Raw genomic sequence first — 21063 nt, forward strand, 5'->3', positions numbered from 1 at the left:
TTAGTTCACATCCTTTTTAGAAGGGCTATTAGCTGAGATCGTGACAGTCATCACCGTATGAGATGAACCGCACTTTTCCATGTTAGTAAATACTTGCTCCAGTCCTTCAAATACATCTTTTCCTTCTCCGTCAATACGTGTAGCATAGTGAATGGATGATACGTCGATAGCCTTCTGTTTCATCACGTTAATTTGCTGATAAATCATATCCATATAATTTCCACCACCTAATGGATAAAGAGAAAATTTCCCTGCTACTTCCTGCTGAATTTCGTTACTTCGCTGCCTATTTAATCGATGATCATCTTCTGCTAAGAAAACATCACCATCGGAATCACCAGGACAGCCTAATGAATAAGTACCACTAAATACGACATGATGATTCGTACTTGCCGTGTGCAAAAACAGTGCTTTTGTTACATCAAATACATGTGAAATCCTCCCTCTAACACAGGTTCCTACATCCGTTGTTTTCATCCAAACTTTTGATGAATCTATTTCTTGTAGTGCACTGGTGATGACATCGACAAATTGGTCTGTCATTGGGTAAATAGCAAAATCACATCCTGCAATTCTGCTTTGATGGCAAGTTGTTGGTTGATTACTCATTGTTTTTTCCTCCTTGTTTTAAAAAATGCATATAAAAAGACTGCACTCGCCAGGAATGCAGTCTTTGCTCTATTAAGCAGAAAAGTTTCTGTTAATTTATATGTTCGTCGACTGCACTTCCCCACGCTAGTATTATCCAGATCGGGTTATAAGGGTCAGAGTATCTCTTCTCAGCCATATACATAGCTCCCCTAGTGCCAACTAAATACTATATGCAGTTTTTGGTGTTGTAGATTCCTCACATGTCGAGTCAGTCTAATAAATAAACGTGAGGAATAACGGCGTCTAAATGCCTAATTTGTTCAAAGGGCTTTAGGTTATACCATTAAGGTACTAACATTCAGGGAGAAAAGCATTCCCGGAATGAAGTTTCACTTTATTCTATATATTAGAATAGAGGAATAATGCTAAATTGTAAATAAAAAGAATAGTATAGTAAGAAATAGGTGAAAATTCAATCCAGATTTCTTTTTATCCCGCATGTAAGGTGCCGTAAGCCTCCCACTTCAAGATGTGAGTTAATATAACAGGTTCTAAGTGTGAGAAAACGGCACCTAAATGCCCGATTCGTTCAACTAACCATGAGTGGGTGATGAAAGTAAAACCCCCACTCATGGAAGTTTCACTTTATCCCGCATGTAAGGTGCCGTAAGCCTCCCACTTCAAGATGTGAGTTAATATAACAGGTTCTAAGTGTGAGAAAACGGCACCAAAATGTCCGATTCAGTTCATTCTAACAATCAGTGGGTGATGAAGAAAACCTTGACTCATGGAAGTTTCACTTTATCCCGCATGTAAGGTGCCGTAAGCCTCCCACTTCAAGATGTGAGTTAATATAACAGGTTCTAAGTGTGAGAGAACGGCACCTAAATGCCCGATTCGTTCAACTAACCATGAGTGGGTGATAAAGAAAACCCTGACTCATGGAAGTTTCACTTTATCCCGCATGTAAGGTGCCGTAAGCCTCCCACTTCAAGATGTGAGTTAATATAACAGGTTCTAAGTGTGAGAAAACGGCACCTAAATGCCCGATTCAGTTCATTCTAACAATCAGTGGGGGATAAAAAAAGCTCCACTGATTGAAGATTCACTTTATATTATCAGGTTAAGAAAAATATGAAATATAGTAGCGACATGGTAAAAAGTTTTGGTTTTAAGTAAGGAGTTCAACTGGCAGATTGCCGTGTAAAAGGTTGGGCTGAATATTATATCAGGGGGAACTTGTGTGTATGATTATATTGTAATTGGTGGAGGGATTGTTGGTTTAGCAACAGCGTGGCAATTAAAGAAACAGGCTAAAGCTGCAAACATTGCTGTTTTGGAAAAGGAAGCAGACTGGGCATTACATCAAACAGGAAGAAATAGCGGTGTTTTGCATAGTGGTGTTTACTATCAGCCAGGAAGTTTAAAGGCGAAATTAGCCATAAAAGGTCGCAATTCCATGATACAGTTTTGTCAGCAATATGATGTGCCTTATGAAGTATGTGGCAAAGTAATTGTTGCAACAAATGAACAGGAATTTCCTGCAATGGAAAAATTATATCAACGCGGCAGAAAAAATGGGTTAACGATTATGAAATTACATCAAGAACAAGTGAAAGAGCACGAGCCTCATGTCCGCTCGGTAGGGGGGCTATATATACCGAGTACAGGCATTGTGAATTATCAAGAAGTAGCCAACAGATTAGTAGAATTACTAAGGCAGAAAGGAGTTGACTTCGTATTAAATACAGAAGTAATGCGTGTTCATGAACAGATGGAACAAGTAATAATAGAAACGAATCACCAGACCTATACTGCTAAAAATATGATTAATTGTGCTGGACTTTATAGTGATGAGTTAGTAAAGCAATCAGGAATTATTACCGATGTCAAAATCATTCCCTTTCGCGGTGAATATTTTACATTAAAGGAAAGTAAGCGTTATCTAGTAAAGAATTTAATTTATCCTGTACCAAATCCTAAGTATCCCTTTCTTGGCATTCACTTAACAAGAATGATTAACGGAGAAGTTCATGCTGGTCCTAATGCTGTAGTAAGTTTAAAGAAAGAAGGGTATCAAAAAAGAGATATTGACATAAAAGAAGCGTTTGCTACGTTAAGTTTTCCAGGGTTTTGGAGGTTAGCAAAAGATAATATATCAGTTGGGATGATGGAGGTGTCACGTTCGATTTATAAAGGGTTATTTGTAAGAAGTTTGCAGCGTTTAGTTCCTGACATACAAGCAAATGATATAGTGAAAGCGGATGCAGGTGTGCGAGCACAAGCAATGCTAAAGGATGGACAATTACTAGATGATTTTTTTATGATATCCGGTAAACGGATGACTCATGTTTGTAATGCGCCTTCACCTGCTGCTACTGCAGCGTTGGAAATTGGTAAAATAATTGCTAAAAATAAATGTTTAAAATAAAGAGTATGACTAGCTACCATTCTACATTGTAGCGAACACTTTTATATGAAGGAGGAAAAGGGAGAATTGCCCTTTAATACAACTTGGCAGGGTGCCCAATAAACGCTACCAGCTTGTATCAGTAATATTGAAAAATAAGAAACAACATGTCTAATATGTTCACAATATTCATAACTATAATTGTAAACGCTAACATTGAATAAAAAATAATGGGGGGATATATGGATGAAAAAGTATCTTTTTCTTATGTATATGATGATAGTAGGTATTTTTTTGGTTGCTTGTGGTGGTAATGCTAGCGAGCAGGCGGAGGGATCAAAGGATACAGAGGGAAAAGCACAAGCGATCGTTTTTGGAACTGGTGGTACTTCTGGAACTTATTATCCGATAGGCGGTGCATTGAAACCAATATTTGAAAAAAGTGACTATGTAAATAATGTTACAGTAGAATCTACCGGCGCTTCCATTGCTAATATTCAAAATATTCAAGATGGATTAAATCAAATGAGCATTATTATGAGTGATGTAGGGTATGATGCGCTAGAAGGAATTGGTCAATTTGAAGGGAATCCGGTTGAAATTCAAGCAATGGCAGGAATGTATCAAAATGTTGTACAGATTGTAGCTTTAGCAGATAGCGACATTAAAACGATTGAAGATCTGGAAGGAAAACGTGTTGGTGTAGGGAAAGTTGGATCTGGTGTCGAACAAAGTACGCAAAAAGTTCTAGAAGTGCTTGGCTTAACATACGATGATTTATCTAAAGTTACTCATACAGGCTATGCAGATAGTGTTCAAGAAATGAAAAATGGAAATCTGGATGCGGCTTTTTTCACTTCAGGTGTTCCAAATAGTAATATTACTGATTTAATGCAGCAAAATGATATTGTATTTGTTGAAATTGAAGGAGATATTGCTAATAAGTTAATGGAAAAATATCCATTTTACAAAGCGTTTACGATTCCTGCTAATGATGAAGCGATGTACAATTTGCCGGAAGAGGTAAACACAGTTGGTATCCAAAATTTAATTACGGTGTCGCCGGCATTAAGTAAGGACCTCGTATACGATTTAACGAAGCGTTATTACGATTATTTAGGAAGTGAGGAAGTTTCGATTCGTGCCTTAAAACAGCTGGAACGAGAAGAATTGGCTAATGAATTGATTGTTCCACTACATCCAGGTGCCGAAAAATTTTATAAAGAACAAGGATTACTAGACTAACTGATCAAAAATGATGTCATTTCAGCCGTTTCGTAAAATAGTAATGACATTTATTTTGATTCTAATCTTAACAGGAATATTTTTCCTTCCAGTACGGGCATTAGTAATTTCACAAGGGGATTCTGCCATTTATACATTTCTAGTAGCAGAAAAGCGTTTTTCCTTGAAATGGATCCATTCTGTAGAAAAGGAGGTATGGGTGGAAAACTTCCGTATCGAAGGTCAACATATTTTCTTGGAATCTACACACTTCAAAACGTTTGGCGCAGGTACCCCTTCTACATCTGAACAACCGATAAAGTTAAAAAACGGTTGGTTACATCTTGATGTAAATCGAAACATCGGCGCTAGTTTAATTGTTAGAGCTACGATGAACAATAATTACCAGCTGATTATCAAGGGGGAAAAATATCCGCTTGTAGAAAGTAATATTTCATATCGGATTGAGGAGAAAACGACAACGATGATTAAGGTAGTATTTTCAGCTGTAAAGCGTCTCTTCTATTGATCTAAATAATGATAGCCTTACTTTTTAAGTGAAAATAGACGAAAGTTTGCAGGCACGTCTTAACTGAGCGCTTTTAGCTATTGTTCCACTATAGGAAAGAATACAACTTTAGGCTTTATCCCCCATGTAAGGTGCCGTAAGATTCCCACTTCAAGACCTGAATTGATACAAAGGGTCAAAGTGGGAGAAAACGGCACCTAAATGCCCGATTGGTTCAACTAACATTCCGTGTAAAAAGCATTCCACGGAATGAAGTTTCACTTTATCGTATAGGAAAAACGATCGCTTTCGCCATAAAGACTTGGCGACAAGCCAAGTTTTTCTAATATCTTGACTACCTTTGTCTATACGTCTTTTTTCCAAAACGACGATATCTTTTTCGTTTTGCATACAAATTATACGGAAAAAGGTGAGGTGAAATAGTGAATAAACAGAAACAGTTACAGGAATATGAAAGAGAAAGTAATTTGCGGGTTAACTTACCAAAAGCGATTCAATTATTTATTTCCATTTTGGCAGTAGTTCTAGCGTTATTTCATCTATATACATCCTATGCTGGCTCGCTCGTGGATATCAAACAGCGAAGTATTCATTTATATACATTGATGATGCTTGCTTTTTTACTGTACCCGATGCTAAAAAAGGGAGCAAAGCAAAAAATACCGATTTACGATTATGTACTAGTATTGCTTTCGTTTTGTTTAGGTAGCTATATGATAGTATCAGCAACAAGAATCATTGAATCAGGTGGACAAATAAATAATGTAGATATTTATGTGGGAATCGTTGTCCTTTTCGTATTATTTGAAATTACGAGAAGGGTAACGGGATGGGGATTAACGATGTTGGCTTTTGGTTTTCTGGTATATGGGTTTTATGTAAAATTATCTATCTACCCTGAATTAACAGGAGCGATTATATTAAATGCTTCTAAAGGTATTATTACTCATCTCGTCTATATTACAGAAGGGATATTAGGTACAGCCATTGGTGTATCAGCAAGTTATATTATTTTATTTATTTTATTTGGAGCATTTTTAAGCAAATCGGGAATGGGAAAACTATTTAATGATATTGCGATGGCAGTCGCTGGTCACACAAAGGGAGGACCTGCAAAAGTCGCTGTATTAGCCAGTGGCTTTCTTGGATCGATTAATGGTTCTGCAATTGCGAATGTTGTAACCACAGGAGCTTTCACCATTCCCTTAATGAAGAAGGTAGGTTATCATAAAAATTTTGCCGGGGCTGTTGAATCAGCTGCGAGTGTTGGTGGACAAATTCTCCCGCCAATAATGGGAGCAGCAGCTTTTATTATGGCTGAAAACCTTGGTATAGCTTATACAACAGTTATTTTAGCTGGAATCATTCCCGCTCTAATGTATTATTTTGGTATTCTTTTACAAGTGCATATTCGTGCGTCGAAACTTGGACTAAAGGGACTGGATAAACGTGAACTACCTACGCTTAAGGAAGTGCTGATGGAACGAGGGCATTTATTGATCCCAATGGTAATTCTGCTATATTTATTATTTAGTGGGAAAACTCCCTTTTATGCAGCTTTTTGGTCGATTATCTCTACGATTCTCATTACAGGAACAGGAAGAATGTTAATTACGAGCTTTGTAATCTCGCTTTTCCTATGGTTTGAACCTCAAGTAAAAGCATTGATGGCTGGTAGCGGTATGCTAGGACTAAGAGACAACTGGATTGAAATCGGTCTGATTATTATGATCCCGATCTCGATTAATCTGATCCGGAAACAAATGAACGTAAAGGCAGAGGAAATGGGTGTAAAGGATGTCATGGAGGCATTAGAGAGCGGTGTTACAACAACAATTCCGGTTGCAGTTGCCTGTGGGGCTGTTGGTATTATTGTAGGGGTTACTTCACTGACTGGGGTTGCTCTTGAAATAGCTAATTCGATTGTGGGTATTGGTGAACTAATTCAACATCCGCTTGTTCAATTATTAATAACATTGGCGTTAACCATGCTAGCCTCCATTATATTAGGTATGGGTTTGCCAAGTATACCAACCTATATTATTACAAGTACGATGGCTGCACCAATTCTATTACAGCTTCCCTATTTCCGAGAATTAACCGGTTCAGGTGAAACAGCTGTATTTGTGGCACATATGTTTGTTTTTTATTTTGGTATCTTCGCTAATATTACACCGCCAGTAGCATTGGCGGCATTTGCCGGTGCAGGGATAAGTAATGGTGATCCGATGAAAACAGGATTTCAGGCAATGCGACTGGCTTTGGCAGGATTTATAGTTCCGTTTATGTTTGTTTTTTCTAGGCAAATGTTAATGATCGATGTGACATTTCTAAATATATTGCTCCTTTTACTGACCTCATTAACGGGAGTTTTCCTTTTATCTGTTGCCGCAGAGGGTTTCTTTAAACAATCACTGACCTGGTATATACGGATCATTGTAGCTGTAGGGGCATTATTGCTTATCTACCCAGGTCTATGGACAGACTTGGCAGGGCTAATTGCATTACTCATGTTACTATTTTCTACTAGGTTTATGAGCAATAAAGCAAAAACAGCTTCCAAGCATGCTGGATAAAAAATTTGTCAACCGTGGGTATCCCTTTCCACGGTTGATTGGTTTAAGGTCTTAGCGGGTTTACTATGTAAATTATTCCTTTAAATATTTACCTTGTCATATGGTATAATAATAGAATTAATAGGGACAGGAGGTGAATATAGAATGATTGAATTATTAAACCAGCTATTGAATGATATGACCCCCTTTTATTTATATGTCAGTATATTGCTTACAATGGTATCTGTGTATTCTTTTACAGCTATAAATACAAGAGATATCATGAGCAAAAACTATTTGCATATTAGACAATATCATGATGAACGTTTTCGGTTATTACCAATGCAGGAATTATTTGGAATGTGTCAAGAGGTATTTCAATGGTTTGTTAAAAAGGCGAATCGGTTAGCGGCTCCAGAAGATGATACAGACCATCCATCCTTCTCGTTTATTTATAGGGATTTATTACTACGAGGAGGACAACAATGCAAGGTCATTTTATATTCACTTTTCTTAAGAAGTACGGTTTCATCACGTTAACCTTACTAATTTTTCTAACGGGTTGCCAAGCTGAGGGGATAGTCGGCTTCAATAATCCGTTTCCACAGTTAATTAAATATGTAGCTACATTATTTGGGGGCGATTATGGCTTATCCATTGTTCTGATTACTGTGTGTATTCGGTTATTGTTAATGCCTTTAGCATTTAAGCAAATAAAAAGTGGCGCCAAAATGAAAGAAAAAATGAAAGAATTAAAGCCGGAAATGGACGCAATTTCGGAAAAATATAAAAATAAAAAAGATGCTACTGCTAAGATGGACATGCAGCAGGAAATGATGCAGTTATATCAAAAGCATCAGTTTAATCCAATGACTTCAATGGGTTGTTTACCAATGTTGATTCAAATGCCAATCATTATCGCATTTTATTATGCAATTCGTAATTCACCAGAGCTAGCAACTCATTCTTTCTTATGGTTTAATCTTGGTGAAGTAGATATGATACTGCCATTTGTGGCAGCGGCTGTTTATTTTGCACAATCGCGTGTGTCCTTAATAGGGGTCGATGAAAAGCAAAAAAAACAACTAGCGATAATGGGGATGATATCTCCCATTATGATTGGATTTGTTTCCTTTAGTGCACCTGCTGCACTTCCATTATATTGGGCAGTTAGTGGTTTTATACTTGTCTTGCAAACATTGCTTGCAAAGAAGCTTTATTATACGAAACAACTCACATAATCCTAGTTACTTAAGGTCGTGTTCAAAAGAGAATAAATACACGGATAAGAAAAAGACATCCGAAGAGAGATTGGACTGATGTGATGTTGAGTAGATATAATGAGCATGTATATCAATATCAAAAGAGGTTCTTAGCTATAAAAAACTAAGGACAGCTGATAGAATTATGCCGTGGCCTTAGTGCCGCGGCTTTTTTAGCATCTAGGGACTATACTTTCCATGGTGGATATCTTTTTATGATAGTAGTTTTTGTTCTTACTAGAAACCTATATCCATTTATCCGTCTTGTCTATATGGTATTGCTGAAGTAATGAGATGTTGAGTTTGAAGATATACTTTAATATGATTGTTGATTAAATCATGATGATGATGTTTACGTTAAGGAGGTTTTTTATGTCTGGAAGAAGTAATGAGGAGCTTAAGGATGTTACATTATTAGGCAATCAGCATACAAATTATACCTTTGACTATACGCCTGAAGTGTTAGAAGTATTTGATAATAAACATCCAAATAGAGATTATTTTGTCAAATTTAACTGTCCGGAATTTACAACACTGTGTCCTAAAACAATGCAGCCTGATTTTGGTACCGTCTATATCAGTTATATTCCTGATAAAAAAATGGTTGAGAGTAAATCACTAAAACTTTATTTGTTTAGCTTCCGCAATCATGGAGACTTTCATGAAGATAGCATTAATATCATTATGAATGATCTGATTCATGTGATGGATCCGCGCTATATTGAGGTTTGGGGGAAATTTACGCCACGTGGAGGTATTTCAATCGACCCCTATTGTAATTATGGGAAATCGGGAACAAAATTTGAACAAATGGCAGAATATCGAATGATGAATCATGATATGTATCCTGAGAAAATTGATAATCGCTAGTTTTTAAATTAGAGGATAGTTATAGGTATCTCTCCTTAAAGGAAGAGGATTAACATGTTTGACTATTTTAATGCACTATTTGTTGGGGACTTTTGCTGTTATCCAATATCTTAGCCGTAAAGTTATTTCCGATTGGTCCATTTATTCTACCAGGGACAACGGTCGTCTATGTGATGCCTGTTAACCGATTTGATTGGAGAAGTATATGGTAACAGGCTGCTAGAAAAACAGTCCAAGCAGGGTTTATTACTCAGTTAATTGGATGGTCTTTATTTTTATTACGATTCAATTACTTGCTTACAAGTGTTTAAACAGATTTGAGCAAATTTTAGGCAGGAGCTTTCGGGTACTAGTTGCCAGCACTTAATATCTTATTTGGCTAGCTAGTATTTAGATGTAATATTTTTCATCGATTATGGGCAAGGCATGGAGAGAAGGAGCTGCGGCTAAGAAACAATATCTCGACGATGACGAGCCAATTTATAAATACAATTCTATTTATAATTATCGCGTTTACGGGAATGGTTCCATTGATGCGCTAGTCGGTTTAATTTTAACCCAATATGTATTTAAGCTAATTATCGCTCTAGTTGTTACGCCATTTGTTACTTGCTTGTGAAATGGCAAGAACAAAAGAAAATAAAAAAAATTAGAGTTGCAGGCTGATTGAATTTTCGATAAAATTAGATTATCAGTATAAATTAACTGCCAAATCTAATCGACTTTACTGATGAAGTGAAGCGGAACATTAGATGGAAACCAGTTATATGGATAGAATACCTTTGGTAAAATCTGTCTTTATGACTGGTTTTATTATTTTAATGGGAGGAATGAGTATGAGCGATTTATTCGAATTGGACAAAAAGCATTTTATTCATCCTACTTCATCGATTAAGCAGCAACAGGAAAAGGGGGCAAAGGTGATTATCGAGGAAGGGGAGGGCATTTATTTAAAAGATACAACTGGCAAATGGTATATAGATGCTATTTCTTCTTTATGGAATGTTAACATTGGATATGGCAGGGAAGAATTAGCAGAAGCAGCAGCTAAGCAAATGAAGCAATTAGCGTTTAGTTCAGCATTTTCCACCTTTAGCCATGAACCGGCAATTCGGCTGGCCGCAAAAATTGCTTCCCTTGCACCAAAAGGTCTAAATGCTGTATTTTTTACATCAGGAGGCTCGGAATCTAATGATTCTGCCGTAAAACTCATTCGTCATTATTGGAAAATTCAAAGCAAACCAGAACGACGAAAAATTATTTCGCTTAAGCGCGGTTATCATGGAGTTGCTGCTGCCTCAACAAGTGTAACGGGTATACCGGAATTTTGGAACATGGCTGGTCATATGATGACTGATTTTCTCCATGTAGATACGCATTATGAAAGTACTACCGATCAGGCGGTTCATGCTTTACAACAAGCAATTGAAGAGACAGGTCCTGAAACGGTAGCGGCGTTTTTTGCAGAACCGGTGCAAGGTGCTGGTGGAGTGTTAATTCCTCCAAAAGATTATTTCCAAAAAGTAAGGGCGCTTTGTGATCAATATGGGATATTATTTGTAGCAGATGAAGTCATAACCGGTTTTGGCAGAACAGGAAAAATGTTTGCAATGGAAAATTGGGGAGTTATTCCTGATTTAATGACTTTTGCTAAGGGAGTAACAAGTGGTTATTTTCCACTTGGTGGAGTGGTTGTATCCGATGAGATACATGACGTGTTAAAAGAAAAGTCCGGTACCCTTTTCCACGGATTTACGTACAGTGGTCACCCAACCGGTGCAGCTGTTGCTTTGAAAAATATTGAAATCATGGAAAAAGAGCTACTAGTGGAGAATGCGCGACAGATGGGAGATGAGCTTCAGCATCGTTTACAGAAGATAAAAGAGCAGCTTGACATCGTAGGAGAAGTACGATTCATAGGGTTGTTAGGTGCTGTGGAGCTCGTTGAGGATCCTGCTACTAATAAACGATTTGCTGCTGAACAACAAGTAGCTCCTAAGGTGATTGAGGCATTGCATGAACATGGAGTTATTTGTCGGGGTGTCACCTATGAAAACACGGATATAATCTGTATTGCACCTCCGCTTATTATAAATAAACAGCAGGTTAATCAGCTTGTTCAAAGATTATATGACTCTATTTTTATGGTACAACAGCAGTTAGGTATTAAACAATAGAGGATGGTACGTATTAGCTAAATAAATGTTACCGCTTACAATTAGCTAGGAAGTGGAATTAATCCCACTTCCTAGCTTCTTCAAATCAGTTTCAAACATCACCAGTTAGATAAAATTTTTCATTTGGCTAAACATGGAGGACTAGTTAAGAAAAACAGGAGGGGTTCTATGGATGATTCGGATAAATTATTAAAAATTCTTGGTAATAAAGATGTACTTGCGCTTGCCTTTGGGGCAATGATTGGGTGGGGGTGGGTGGTTACTTCTGGTTTATGGATAACAGAAGCCGGATCATTGGGAGCGATCGTGGCTTTTTTAATTGGTGGGATACTTGTTGTTTTTGTAGGTTTAACGTATGCTGAATTAGCTTCAGCAATTCCTCTGGCAGGAGGGGAACTGTCCTATACTTTTAAAGCTATGGGAAGAGTGGCTTCTTTCATTACTACATGGGCAATCATTCTTGGTTATGTTTCAGTAGTTGCATTTGAGGCAGTCGCCTTGCCGACAGTATTTGAATACATTGTACCGAATTATAGTCAAGGTTATTTATATACCATTGCAGATTGGGATGTAACTATAACTTGGGCAGGAGTTGGTATTGTTGGATCTATACTCATTGCTTGGATTAATTATCGAGGTATCAAGCTAACATCCATTATTTCTGTTATCCTAAGTACACTGATTATTGTAGCCGGTTTTATGCTTATTACCGGAAGTACATTCGGTGGAAATTTTGAAAATATGCAGCCTTTGGTTGAGACAGGTATGACTGGTATATTGACTGTTATTATTATGACTCCATTTATGTTTGTTGGATTTGATGTTATACCTCAAGCCGCAGAAGAAATAAATTTACCACAACGGAAAATCGGTCAGCTATTAATTATTTCAGTAATATTAGCTGTGATTTGGTATATTGCCATCATTTTTGGTGTATCAAGAATTCTAAATCCTGAGGAATTAAGTCAATCGAATTTAGTTACAGCGGATGCGATGACAAAAGCATTTGGCAATAGTAAGCTGATGGGGAATGTGTTAGTACTTGGTGGAATAGGTGGGATTTTAACAAGCTGGATCGGGTTTTATGTTGGAGGCAGTCGGGCTATTTATGCGTTAGCTAATGCGGGAATGCTGCCGAAACCCCTTGGCAAATTGCATCCAAAATATAAAACTCCATACAGAGCAATTTTATTAATAGCGCTTCTTTCAACTGCTGCCCCTCTTTTAGGCCGTCCAGCACTTGTTTGGTTAGTGAACGCTGGAGGCTTAGGCCTGGTAGTTGCTTGGTTAATGGTGGGGATTTCTTTTATTCTGTTACGAAAAAAAGATCCCATGATGAATCGCCCTTTTAAATTGCCTGGAGGAACATTATTTGGATGGCTAGCAGTATTTATGTCCTTTGGAGTTGCTACACTATATATGCCCGGCATGCCATCAGCTTTAAAGTGGCCATATGAATGGTTAATTATTGGTATATGGACGGTACTTGGTTTTATTCTTTATCACTATTCCATCGCCAAATATGGCAAACAACATGCAGATGAATATATGAAGAAAGAGCTTGACCGTATTGCATAATCCTATTTTTAGAAAGTTAATAGAAGCAATAACTAACTCAAGTAAATGGATAGGTTGATAGACTTTAAATTCATATTTCTAGAAAATTATAATTTTTAATTGTAGATAATCTTTGATTCGTTCAACTAACATTTCTTGGGAAAAGCATTCCAAGAAATGAAGTTTCACTTTATCCCGTCAGAAGGTATGCGGATTGTACGTACTAAGCAAGCGCTTCTCGTTTTTGTTCCTAACAATAGAATTTAGGTCTTAGTAACCATCATCAAATTATTTTGTTATAATAGTTATATTCTGAATTTATGGACGAATATTTTAGTTACAACAACATAGGAGGTTACTAATATGCGAATTGTAAAGCAGGAATCCTTGCATTTACAAGCCTATTCCATTTTAAAACAAGGAATACTAGAGGGGGAATTTAGACCAGCAGAACGAATTGTGGAATCCAAAGTAGCTAATCGGCTGGGAATAAGCAGAGGACCAATAAGAGAAGCTATTCGAATGCTCATTCAAGATGGATTACTAACTTATAATAATGGGTATGTTAGAGTTTATCAGCCAACTATTCAAGATGTTATCGATGTTTTTCAATGTAGAGAAAGTCTCGAAGCATTAGCAATTAGTCTTGCGATTCATCATATAACAGATGAGGAGAAAGCACAATTAAAGCAAAATTTGCAAGCGACTTACCAAGCTTATCAGCAAGAAAAGACAATAGAATTAGGAAAACTTGATCAAGAATTTCATGATATCATTATTGATGCTTCCCAGAACAAACAATTAGTAGAACTATTAGAAGTAATACGTACGAAAATTCATTATATGCGAATATGTATGGTGAAGGGTGAATTTTATACATCCTTCGTAAGGGAGCATGAACAACTAGCACAGCTACTGGTAAGGGGGAGCAAAGAGGAGGCAATTAATTTAATGAAGAAACATATTAAAAAAGGACTAGATGGTGTACTTACGCATATTAAAAAACCATTTTCCAGATAAGAAAACTTATCTGGAATTTTTTTGGTATACAAAGTGATACTGGGTACTTTACGTTTATCCCGGATGTAAGGAACCGTATTTTTCTCCATTCAAAATGAGCTAATGATGTTGGGAACAAGGAGAAGAACGGTTCCTAAATGCCCGATTCGTTAACTAACATTCAAGGAGAAAAACGCTCCTTGAATGAAGTTTCACTTTATTTAGACAAATTTATACAAAATTAGTTAACAGTAAACTGTTGACTAAATCAAATAATTATTATAATATGCTAAATGTATAAAATTTTTAGAAATATGGAACTAGGCAAAATGTAAGCGTATCCAAAAAGGGGCTGGGGGAGGATGATGTCACATGAAAGCAGGAGTACAAATAGGAGAATCGAAGACAATGACGGTAGAAGTAACAAAGGAGATGATTGCTCAATTTGCTGGAGAAGTTGTTCACCCTGTATATTCTACTGCTTCCATGGTTTATCACATGGAATGGGTATCCAGGCAGTTATTGATTCCTTACTTGGAGGCAAGTGAAGAAGGAATGGGGGCGGCAGTTTCAGTAAAGCATTTAGCTCCTTCTGGCTTAGGGACAAAAGTGAAATTGACAGCAACCATTTCTGCTGTGAGTGATCGCCGAATGACTACTGTTGTAACTGCAGAAAATACGGTCGGATTAATTGGTAAGGGTGAGGTTACACAAGTGATATTGCCTAAAAAGGTAATTCAAGAGAAGCTTTTGCAAGTAAATGACTAAGGAGGAGAGAGATGAAACAGCTTGAGTCTTCCAAAGAAGTAAATCAGGATTTATTTCAGAAAATAGCGGATCATGAGCAGATAGTTTTTTGTAATGATCCCTTAACTGGATTAAAAGCAATTATTGCTATTCATGATACAACGCTGGGGCCGGCTTTAGGTGGCACCCGCATGTATCCATATCCTAATTTTAATGCCGCGTTAGAAGACGTACTTCGTTTATCAGAAGGCATGACAGCAAAATGCGCAGCCTGTGATGTTGATTTTGGTGGAGGAAAAGCAGTAATCATTGGAGATCCTAAAACAGATAAGTCACCGGCACTGTTTCGAGCATTTGGTCAGTTGGTGGATTCCTTAAACGGCAGATTCTATACCGGTACGGATATGGGGACGACCATGGAGGATTTTGTTCATGCAGCAAAGGAAACGAACTTTATCAGTGGAATTCCTGAAGATTTTGGCGGAAGCGGAGATTCTTCCATACCTACAGCACAAGGAGTAATTTATTCGTTAAAAGCAACGAATCAATTTTTATATGGCAGCAATGACATTAGCGGGAAGGTTTATGCAATACAGGGTTTAGGGAAAGTTGGCAGGAAAATAGCGGAAACTTTAATCGAAAAAGGAGCAGAGATTTATGTAACGGATGTTAACGAAAGGGCAGTTAATGAATTTTTAGTAACAGCAAAGTTATTAGGTGGTTTTGTCCACACAGTAAAGCCAGAGGAAATACATCAGGTGGATGCAGATGTTTTTATGCCATGTGCGATAGGAGGAGTGATTAATGAACAAACGATACCAAAGTTAAAGGTAAAGGCTATTGTTGGTTCTGCAAATAATCAATTAGCCCACCCAGAAGACGCTTATAAATTATATGAAAGGGGAATTTTGTATGCGCCTGACTATATCGTTAATGCTGGCGGTTTAATTCAAGTTGCTGATGAACTCTATGGAGTAAATAAAAAGCGTGTATTACTAAAAACAAAAAATATTTATGAGGCAATATTTAACTTATATAAAGAAGCTCAAGCCTATAACATCACAACGGTGGAAGCAGCAGATCGCAAGCTTAAGCAGCATATGGAAACACAGCAAGTAAGAAATAGTTTCTATAGCCAAAATCGAAAGCCCAAATGGAACATAAAAACGTAAAGAGGTGGGATCGAAATGAAAGATAAGTATCCATTATTTCAAATTATTGATCATGATGGAAAATTATTGGAAGAATCATACGAAGCAGAGCTGAGCGAAGAAAAAGTGAAATTATTTTATTATCATATGCTGCGGATTCGTACGTATGACCAGAAGGGGGTAGCCTTACAACGTCAAGGGAGAATAGGAACATATGTGCCATTTGCTGGACAAGAAGCGGCTCAGGTCGGTAGTGCATTAGCATTGACAGATGACGATTGGATGTTTCCAACGTATAGAGATCATGGTGCTTCTCTAACCTTTGGAGCAGATCTTGACATGATGTTATTACATTGGAATGGACGGATGGAAGGGTGTCTACCGTCGAAGAAAAAACAAATTATGCCTGCTTCTATTCCTATTGCTACTCATTTACCCCATGCTACAGGGGCGGCAATGGCAGAAATGTATAAGGGTACTAACAATGCTGCTATTGCTTACTTTGGAGATGGTGCCACATCGGAAGGAGACTTCCATGAAGGATTAAATATTGCAAGTGTATTTAAAGCGCCTGTTGTTTTCTTTAATCAAAATAATGGTTTTGCTATTTCACTTCCTGTTGAAAAGCAAATGAATTCAGAAACGATTGCACAAAAAGCGGAAGCCTATGGTATACCGGGAAGGCGTGTAGACGGGATGGATGTATTCGCTGTACATGTTGCGGTGAAGGAAGCTTTAGAAAGAGCTCGAGCAGGAAAGGGCCCAACACTAATTGAAGCTGTGACTATTAGATTTGGAGCGCATACTACTGCTGATGACCCTTCTAAATATAGAGATCAAGCGGAATTTGATCGTATGCGGGAAAAAGTTGATCCGTTAATTCGTATGGAAAACTATATGAAGTATCGCGGAATGTGGGATACGGAATGGCAGAGCTCAATATTACAGGAGATCCAAGTAGAAATAGCAGAGGCAATTAATCATATGGAAGCATATCAAAAGCCGGAAATAGCGGATATGTTTGATCATGTTTTTGAAAAACCGACATGGACAATGGAAAAGCAAAAACAAGCCGTTTACTCATTGGGAGGGAAAAGCTAATGGTCATGCCAAAGGAATTAGAGAAAGCAAATGGTTTAGCAAAAACGAATTCTTTTACAATGATTCAAGCAATTAATGATGCGCTGAGAATAGCTCTGGAAATGGATGAACAAGCACTTTTACTAGGAGAAGATATTGGGAAAAATGGAGGCGTCTTTCGTGCTACAGAAGGGTTACAGGAAATCTTTGGTGAAAAACGGGTGATTGATACTCCATTAAGTGAAGCTGGTTTTGTAGGAACAGCAGTAGGAATGGCATTAAATGGTTTAAGGCCGATCGTGGAAATCCAATTTTTAGGATTTATCTACCCAGCTTTTGAACAAATTGCGACACATGTAACACGTATGCGAACCCGTACATTTGGTCAATACCATATACCGATGGTAATACGAGCTCCATATGGTGCAGGTGTACGATCACCAGAAATTCACTCTGAAAGTGTGGAAGCATTATTTGTTCATTTACCTGGAATAAAAGTGGTTTGTCCGTCTACAGCATATGATGCGAAAGGACTACTCCTCGCGGCGATAGCTGATCCCGACCCAGTATTGTTTTTAGAGCCGATGCGTTTATATCGTAGCAAACGAGATGACGTTCCCGCTCACGATTATCATATTGAGATTGGAAAAGGAAAAGCAGTGAAACAAGGAGAAGATGTGACCATTTTTGCTTGGGGAGCAATGATGCCAATTGTAATTGCCGCTGCTAAGCAAATGGAAGAGCAGGAAATAACTTGTGATGTCATTGATTTACGCAGTTTATATCCATTAGATAAAGGTATGATTGCCGATTCGGTTCAGAGAACGGGGCGTGTCGTCATTGTTCATGAAGCTCATGAAACCGGCGGGGTTGGCAGTGAAATTATTTCGATCATTAATGAAACATCTTTTCTCTATTTAAAGGCACCGATTGAAAAAGTGACAGGATTTGACGTACCAGTTCCGTTATTTTCTTTAGAAAATGACTACCTGCCTACAACCGATCGAGTAAAACAAGCAATTCAGAAAGTATATGAATTTTAGGAGGTGACTTTATGATACAAATCAAATTTCATGACATTGGTGAAGGGATGCATGAAGGAGAAATAGTTCGCTATTTTGTTAATGTTGGTGATGAAGTATCTGTAGATCAGCCACTGGTAGAACTACAAACAGATAAAATGGTAGCGGAAATACCAGCACCGTCCGCTGGCACTATTAAGTCAATCCTTTATCAAGAGGGAGAGGTTGTAACCGTTGGCACGATAATTATGGAGATAGAAACAGACCCGCCTCTTAGTACTATACAAGTAGATAGAGAAATCAAGGAAGAAGAAATAGCTTCAGCAAAGGCCGAAACAATGGCTTCCAATTTACCTTTATATAATCGTGTGTTAGCAGCGCCTTATACAAGAAAGATTGCTAGAGAGATGGGGATTGATATTGAAAATATCGATGGGACAGGTCCTGCAGGCCGTGTGCTTGACGAGGACGTATATCGTTATGCCAATTCATCAGCGATTGCTACAAATGAAGCAACAACCGAAGATCAAGAGGTTTTAAATCCGGCTAACGTACCAGCAGAAACGATTCCTTTTACTGGTATTCGTAAGCAAATTGCTCAAAAAATGACTCGCTCTGTACAAACTATTCCACATGTTACGCATTATGATGAAGTTGATGTCACCTGCTTGCTGAAAGCAAGAACTTCTTTAAAAGAAGCTGGAGAAACAGTTTCTCTTGCTGCTTTTTTTGTAAAAGCGACGGTTATTTGCTTAAAAGAATTTCCTATTTTTAATGCCAGATTAGATGTGGAAAAGGGCGTGATTCGTTTATTAAAAGAGTATCATATTGGAATTGCTACACATACCGAAGCCGGTTTAATGGTACCAGTTGTGCATCATGCAGAGCATAAATCCATTCGTACAATTGACCAGCAAATGAAGGAGCTTACTGTGAAAGCAAAGGCTGGGAAATTGTCTTTACAAGATCTGAAACAAGGTACATTCACGGTAAATAATGTAGGACCGCTTGGTGGAAGCGGCGCAACACCAATCATTAATTATCCAGAAACGGGCATCATGACTTTTTATAAAACGGAGAAAATACCAGTAGTTACAGCTGATGATGAGATTAGCATTCGTTCAATGATGAATATATCGTTAACCTTTGATCATCGTGTTGTTGACGGAGCACAGTCGATAGCGTTTGCGAATCGGTTCATTGATTTGATTGAAAATCCAACAAAGTTATTACTGGAGTTGATGTAATGGTAGTAGGGGAATTTGTAGAGAAACGAGAGTTAATTATAATTGGCGGCGGACCTGCAGGGTATCATGCAGCTATTCGTGCAGCTAAATTGGGCATTCAAGTTACTTTAATAGAGCAAGCTCATTTAGGTGGAACTTGTCTAAATAAGGGCTGTATTCCGTCTAAAGTGTTTTCCTATACAGCCAATAAGTTAGCCTCAGTGGAAAAACTTTCGACCTTTGGTATTTCTGTTGGCGATCCTTTATTTCATATAGATCAGCTCACTTCCTATAAAGATAAAACAATTCAGCAGTTACGAACAGGTGTAGAAGATCTCTGCCAAGCAAATGCTGTTGAAGTTATTCAAGGAAAGGCTAACTTTATCAATGAAACTAGAATAGGAGTAGAATCAGATCATCAGTTTACGATATTTGAGTTTGAAAAAGCGATTATTGCTACTGGGAGTTCACCTGCTTTACCAGATTCTCTAAAGGATTATTCTTGTATCCTCACAGAGGAGGATATTTATATGTTAGAAAAGATCCCTGAAGAACTTGTGATTTATGGGAATAATTATCTTGCTTTAGAAGCGGCATTCAGTTTTCGAACGCTTGGAGCAGGAGTAACGATGGTGTTAAATGGTTCGGATGATTTTTACTTTGATTCTTCCATTAATCGAGAATTAAAACGTATATTAAAAAGGGAAAGAATACAAGTGTATCGTGGGTACCACCTTGAACAACTAACATCAAAGGGCAAGCACATTTCACTAGAGTTTCATAAAAATGATCAGCAAACTTTTTTGTCTGCTACTCATTTTTATATCCAAACAAAGCATGCTCCACGTATAGAAGGTTTAGGAATCGAACGATTAGCAATGGATTGTACCGAAGACGGGTTTATAAGGATAGATAAAAAAATGAGAACAAATATTCCTTCAATTTTTGCCATTGGCGATGTAACAGGTGGTAAAGTGTCAGCTGTAAAGGCGATGAAGCAAGGGAAAGTTGTGGCAGAGATCATTGCCGGCTTAGCTAGTGAGGTAGATTTAACGATGGTGCCTACGGTCGTTCATAGTATTCCCCCCATAGCTGCTGTCGGTTTAACAGAAGAAGAAGCAAAACAACTTGGTTATCAAATAAAAACGAGTCTATTCCGATACAGTGGCAACGGTTATGCGATGATTGCCAATGAAAAAAGCGGGATAGCAAAGGTTATTAAAGATGCGAAAACAGATCTTCTATTGGGAGTTCATACCATTGGCGCAAGTGCCATTGAACTTATAAGTACGGGTATAACAGCTTTAGAATTGGCAAGCCGTGATGAAGATTTGAAGTTTCCACTTTATCCACATCCAAGCTTTAATGAAATATTGCTCGAAGCGGTAGAAGGCTTAACGGAAAGCGCCATTCATATAAAACCAAAACCTGTGGTACATCATAAATAAAGTGAAACTTCATTCCGTGGAACTCTTTTTACACGGAATATTAGTACCACAAGGGTATGACCTAAAGGCCCTTAAACCAATCGGGCATTTAGGTGCCGTTTTCTCCCAATTTGACTTCTTCGTATTGCCTACACACTCTTGAAGTGGGAGTCTTACGGCACCTTACATGCGGGATAAACTATTTCCACAATGAAACAAATAGCAGTTGACGATAA

The 21063-nt window shown here is 37.7% G+C and carries 18 protein-coding genes and 1 riboswitch; of the genes, 17 read left to right on the forward strand and 1 reads right to left on the reverse strand.

What is annotated here, in order from left to right; genetic code table 11:
• On the reverse strand, positions 1–609 hold the full coding sequence (locus BN1066_RS09675) for a YkoF family thiamine/hydroxymethylpyrimidine-binding protein (protein ID WP_077319247.1): 609 nt from the start codon (positions 607–609) through the stop codon (positions 1–3).
• 101 nt (positions 610–710) lie between these two features.
• Positions 711–812, reverse strand: a riboswitch (TPP riboswitch).
• A gap of 1022 nt (positions 813–1834) precedes the next feature.
• Here BN1066_RS09675 and lhgO point away from each other — a divergent pair.
• The 17 genes from lhgO to BN1066_RS09755 all read left to right on the forward strand — a co-directional run bounded on the left by lhgO (position 1835) and on the right by BN1066_RS09755 (position 20848).
• Positions 1835–3022 (forward strand): L-2-hydroxyglutarate oxidase, encoded by a 1188-nt coding sequence (gene lhgO / locus BN1066_RS09680; RefSeq protein ID WP_077319248.1) that lies wholly within the window; start codon positions 1835–1837, stop codon positions 3020–3022.
• Between the two features lie 225 nt (positions 3023–3247).
• Positions 3248–4246 carry a TAXI family TRAP transporter solute-binding subunit gene (locus BN1066_RS09685; protein ID WP_077319249.1) on the forward strand — a complete coding sequence of 333 codons (999 nt, stop codon included), beginning with the start codon at positions 3248–3250 and terminating at the stop codon, positions 4244–4246.
• Between the two features lie 10 nt (positions 4247–4256).
• Positions 4257–4754 carry a DUF1850 domain-containing protein gene (locus tag BN1066_RS09690; protein WP_077319250.1) on the forward strand — a complete coding sequence of 166 codons (498 nt, stop codon included), beginning with the start codon at positions 4257–4259 and terminating at the stop codon, positions 4752–4754.
• Between the two features lie 422 nt (positions 4755–5176).
• Positions 5177–7330 (forward strand): TRAP transporter permease, encoded by a 2154-nt coding sequence (locus BN1066_RS09695; RefSeq protein WP_077319251.1) that lies wholly within the window; start codon positions 5177–5179, stop codon positions 7328–7330.
• 144 nt (positions 7331–7474) lie between these two features.
• Complete coding sequence (locus BN1066_RS19825; RefSeq protein WP_143695778.1) at positions 7475–7849, forward strand: hypothetical protein; 375 nt, start codon at positions 7475–7477, stop codon at positions 7847–7849.
• Positions 7795–8550, forward strand: coding sequence for a membrane protein insertase YidC (gene yidC, locus BN1066_RS09700; RefSeq protein WP_077319252.1), 756 nt, complete (start codon positions 7795–7797; stop codon positions 8548–8550). Before BN1066_RS19825 ends, yidC begins: the two co-directional genes overlap by 55 nt.
• A gap of 393 nt (positions 8551–8943) precedes the next feature.
• A complete protein-coding gene (gene queF, locus BN1066_RS09705) occupies positions 8944–9441 on the forward strand; it encodes a preQ(1) synthase (RefSeq protein ID WP_077319253.1) in 498 nt (165 codons plus the stop codon).
• Between the two features lie 440 nt (positions 9442–9881).
• Positions 9882–9983 (forward strand): VUT family protein, encoded by a 102-nt coding sequence (locus tag BN1066_RS20770; RefSeq protein ID WP_245799838.1) that lies wholly within the window; start codon positions 9882–9884, stop codon positions 9981–9983.
• 294 nt (positions 9984–10277) lie between these two features.
• A complete protein-coding gene (locus BN1066_RS09715) occupies positions 10278–11618 on the forward strand; it encodes an aminotransferase family protein (RefSeq protein ID WP_143695897.1) in 1341 nt (446 codons plus the stop codon).
• Between the two features lie 168 nt (positions 11619–11786).
• Complete coding sequence (locus tag BN1066_RS09720) at positions 11787–13196, forward strand: APC family permease (RefSeq protein WP_077319254.1); 1410 nt, start codon at positions 11787–11789, stop codon at positions 13194–13196.
• Between the two features lie 342 nt (positions 13197–13538).
• The gene (locus BN1066_RS09725) at positions 13539–14195 is read left to right on the forward strand and encodes a GntR family transcriptional regulator (RefSeq protein ID WP_077319255.1); all 657 of its coding nucleotides are present in this window, start codon (positions 13539–13541) and stop codon (positions 14193–14195) included.
• Positions 14196–14546: 351 nt separating this feature from the next.
• Positions 14547–14942 carry a thioesterase family protein gene (locus BN1066_RS09730; RefSeq protein ID WP_077319256.1) on the forward strand — a complete coding sequence of 132 codons (396 nt, stop codon included), beginning with the start codon at positions 14547–14549 and terminating at the stop codon, positions 14940–14942.
• Positions 14943–14953: 11 nt separating this feature from the next.
• Positions 14954–16093, forward strand: coding sequence for a Leu/Phe/Val dehydrogenase (locus BN1066_RS09735; RefSeq protein WP_077319257.1), 1140 nt, complete (start codon positions 14954–14956; stop codon positions 16091–16093).
• Positions 16094–16108: 15 nt separating this feature from the next.
• Positions 16109–17173, forward strand: a complete 1065-nt coding sequence (gene pdhA, locus BN1066_RS09740) for a pyruvate dehydrogenase (acetyl-transferring) E1 component subunit alpha (protein WP_077319258.1) — start codon at positions 16109–16111, stop codon at positions 17171–17173.
• A gap of 5 nt (positions 17174–17178) precedes the next feature.
• A complete protein-coding gene (locus tag BN1066_RS09745; RefSeq protein WP_077321432.1) occupies positions 17179–18195 on the forward strand; it encodes an alpha-ketoacid dehydrogenase subunit beta in 1017 nt (338 codons plus the stop codon).
• An 11-nt stretch (positions 18196–18206) separates the two neighbouring features.
• Complete coding sequence (locus BN1066_RS09750; RefSeq protein WP_179104350.1) at positions 18207–19421, forward strand: dihydrolipoamide acetyltransferase family protein; 1215 nt, start codon at positions 18207–18209, stop codon at positions 19419–19421.
• Complete coding sequence (locus BN1066_RS09755) at positions 19421–20848, forward strand: dihydrolipoyl dehydrogenase family protein (protein WP_077319259.1); 1428 nt, start codon at positions 19421–19423, stop codon at positions 20846–20848. The genes BN1066_RS09750 and BN1066_RS09755 overlap by 1 nt, the downstream gene beginning before the upstream one ends.
• Positions 20849–21063: the final 215 nt, after the last annotated feature.

The sequence above is a fragment of the Virgibacillus proomii genome (assembly GCF_900162615.1).
Lineage (GTDB): Bacteria > Bacillota > Bacilli > Bacillales > Amphibacillaceae > Virgibacillus > Virgibacillus proomii.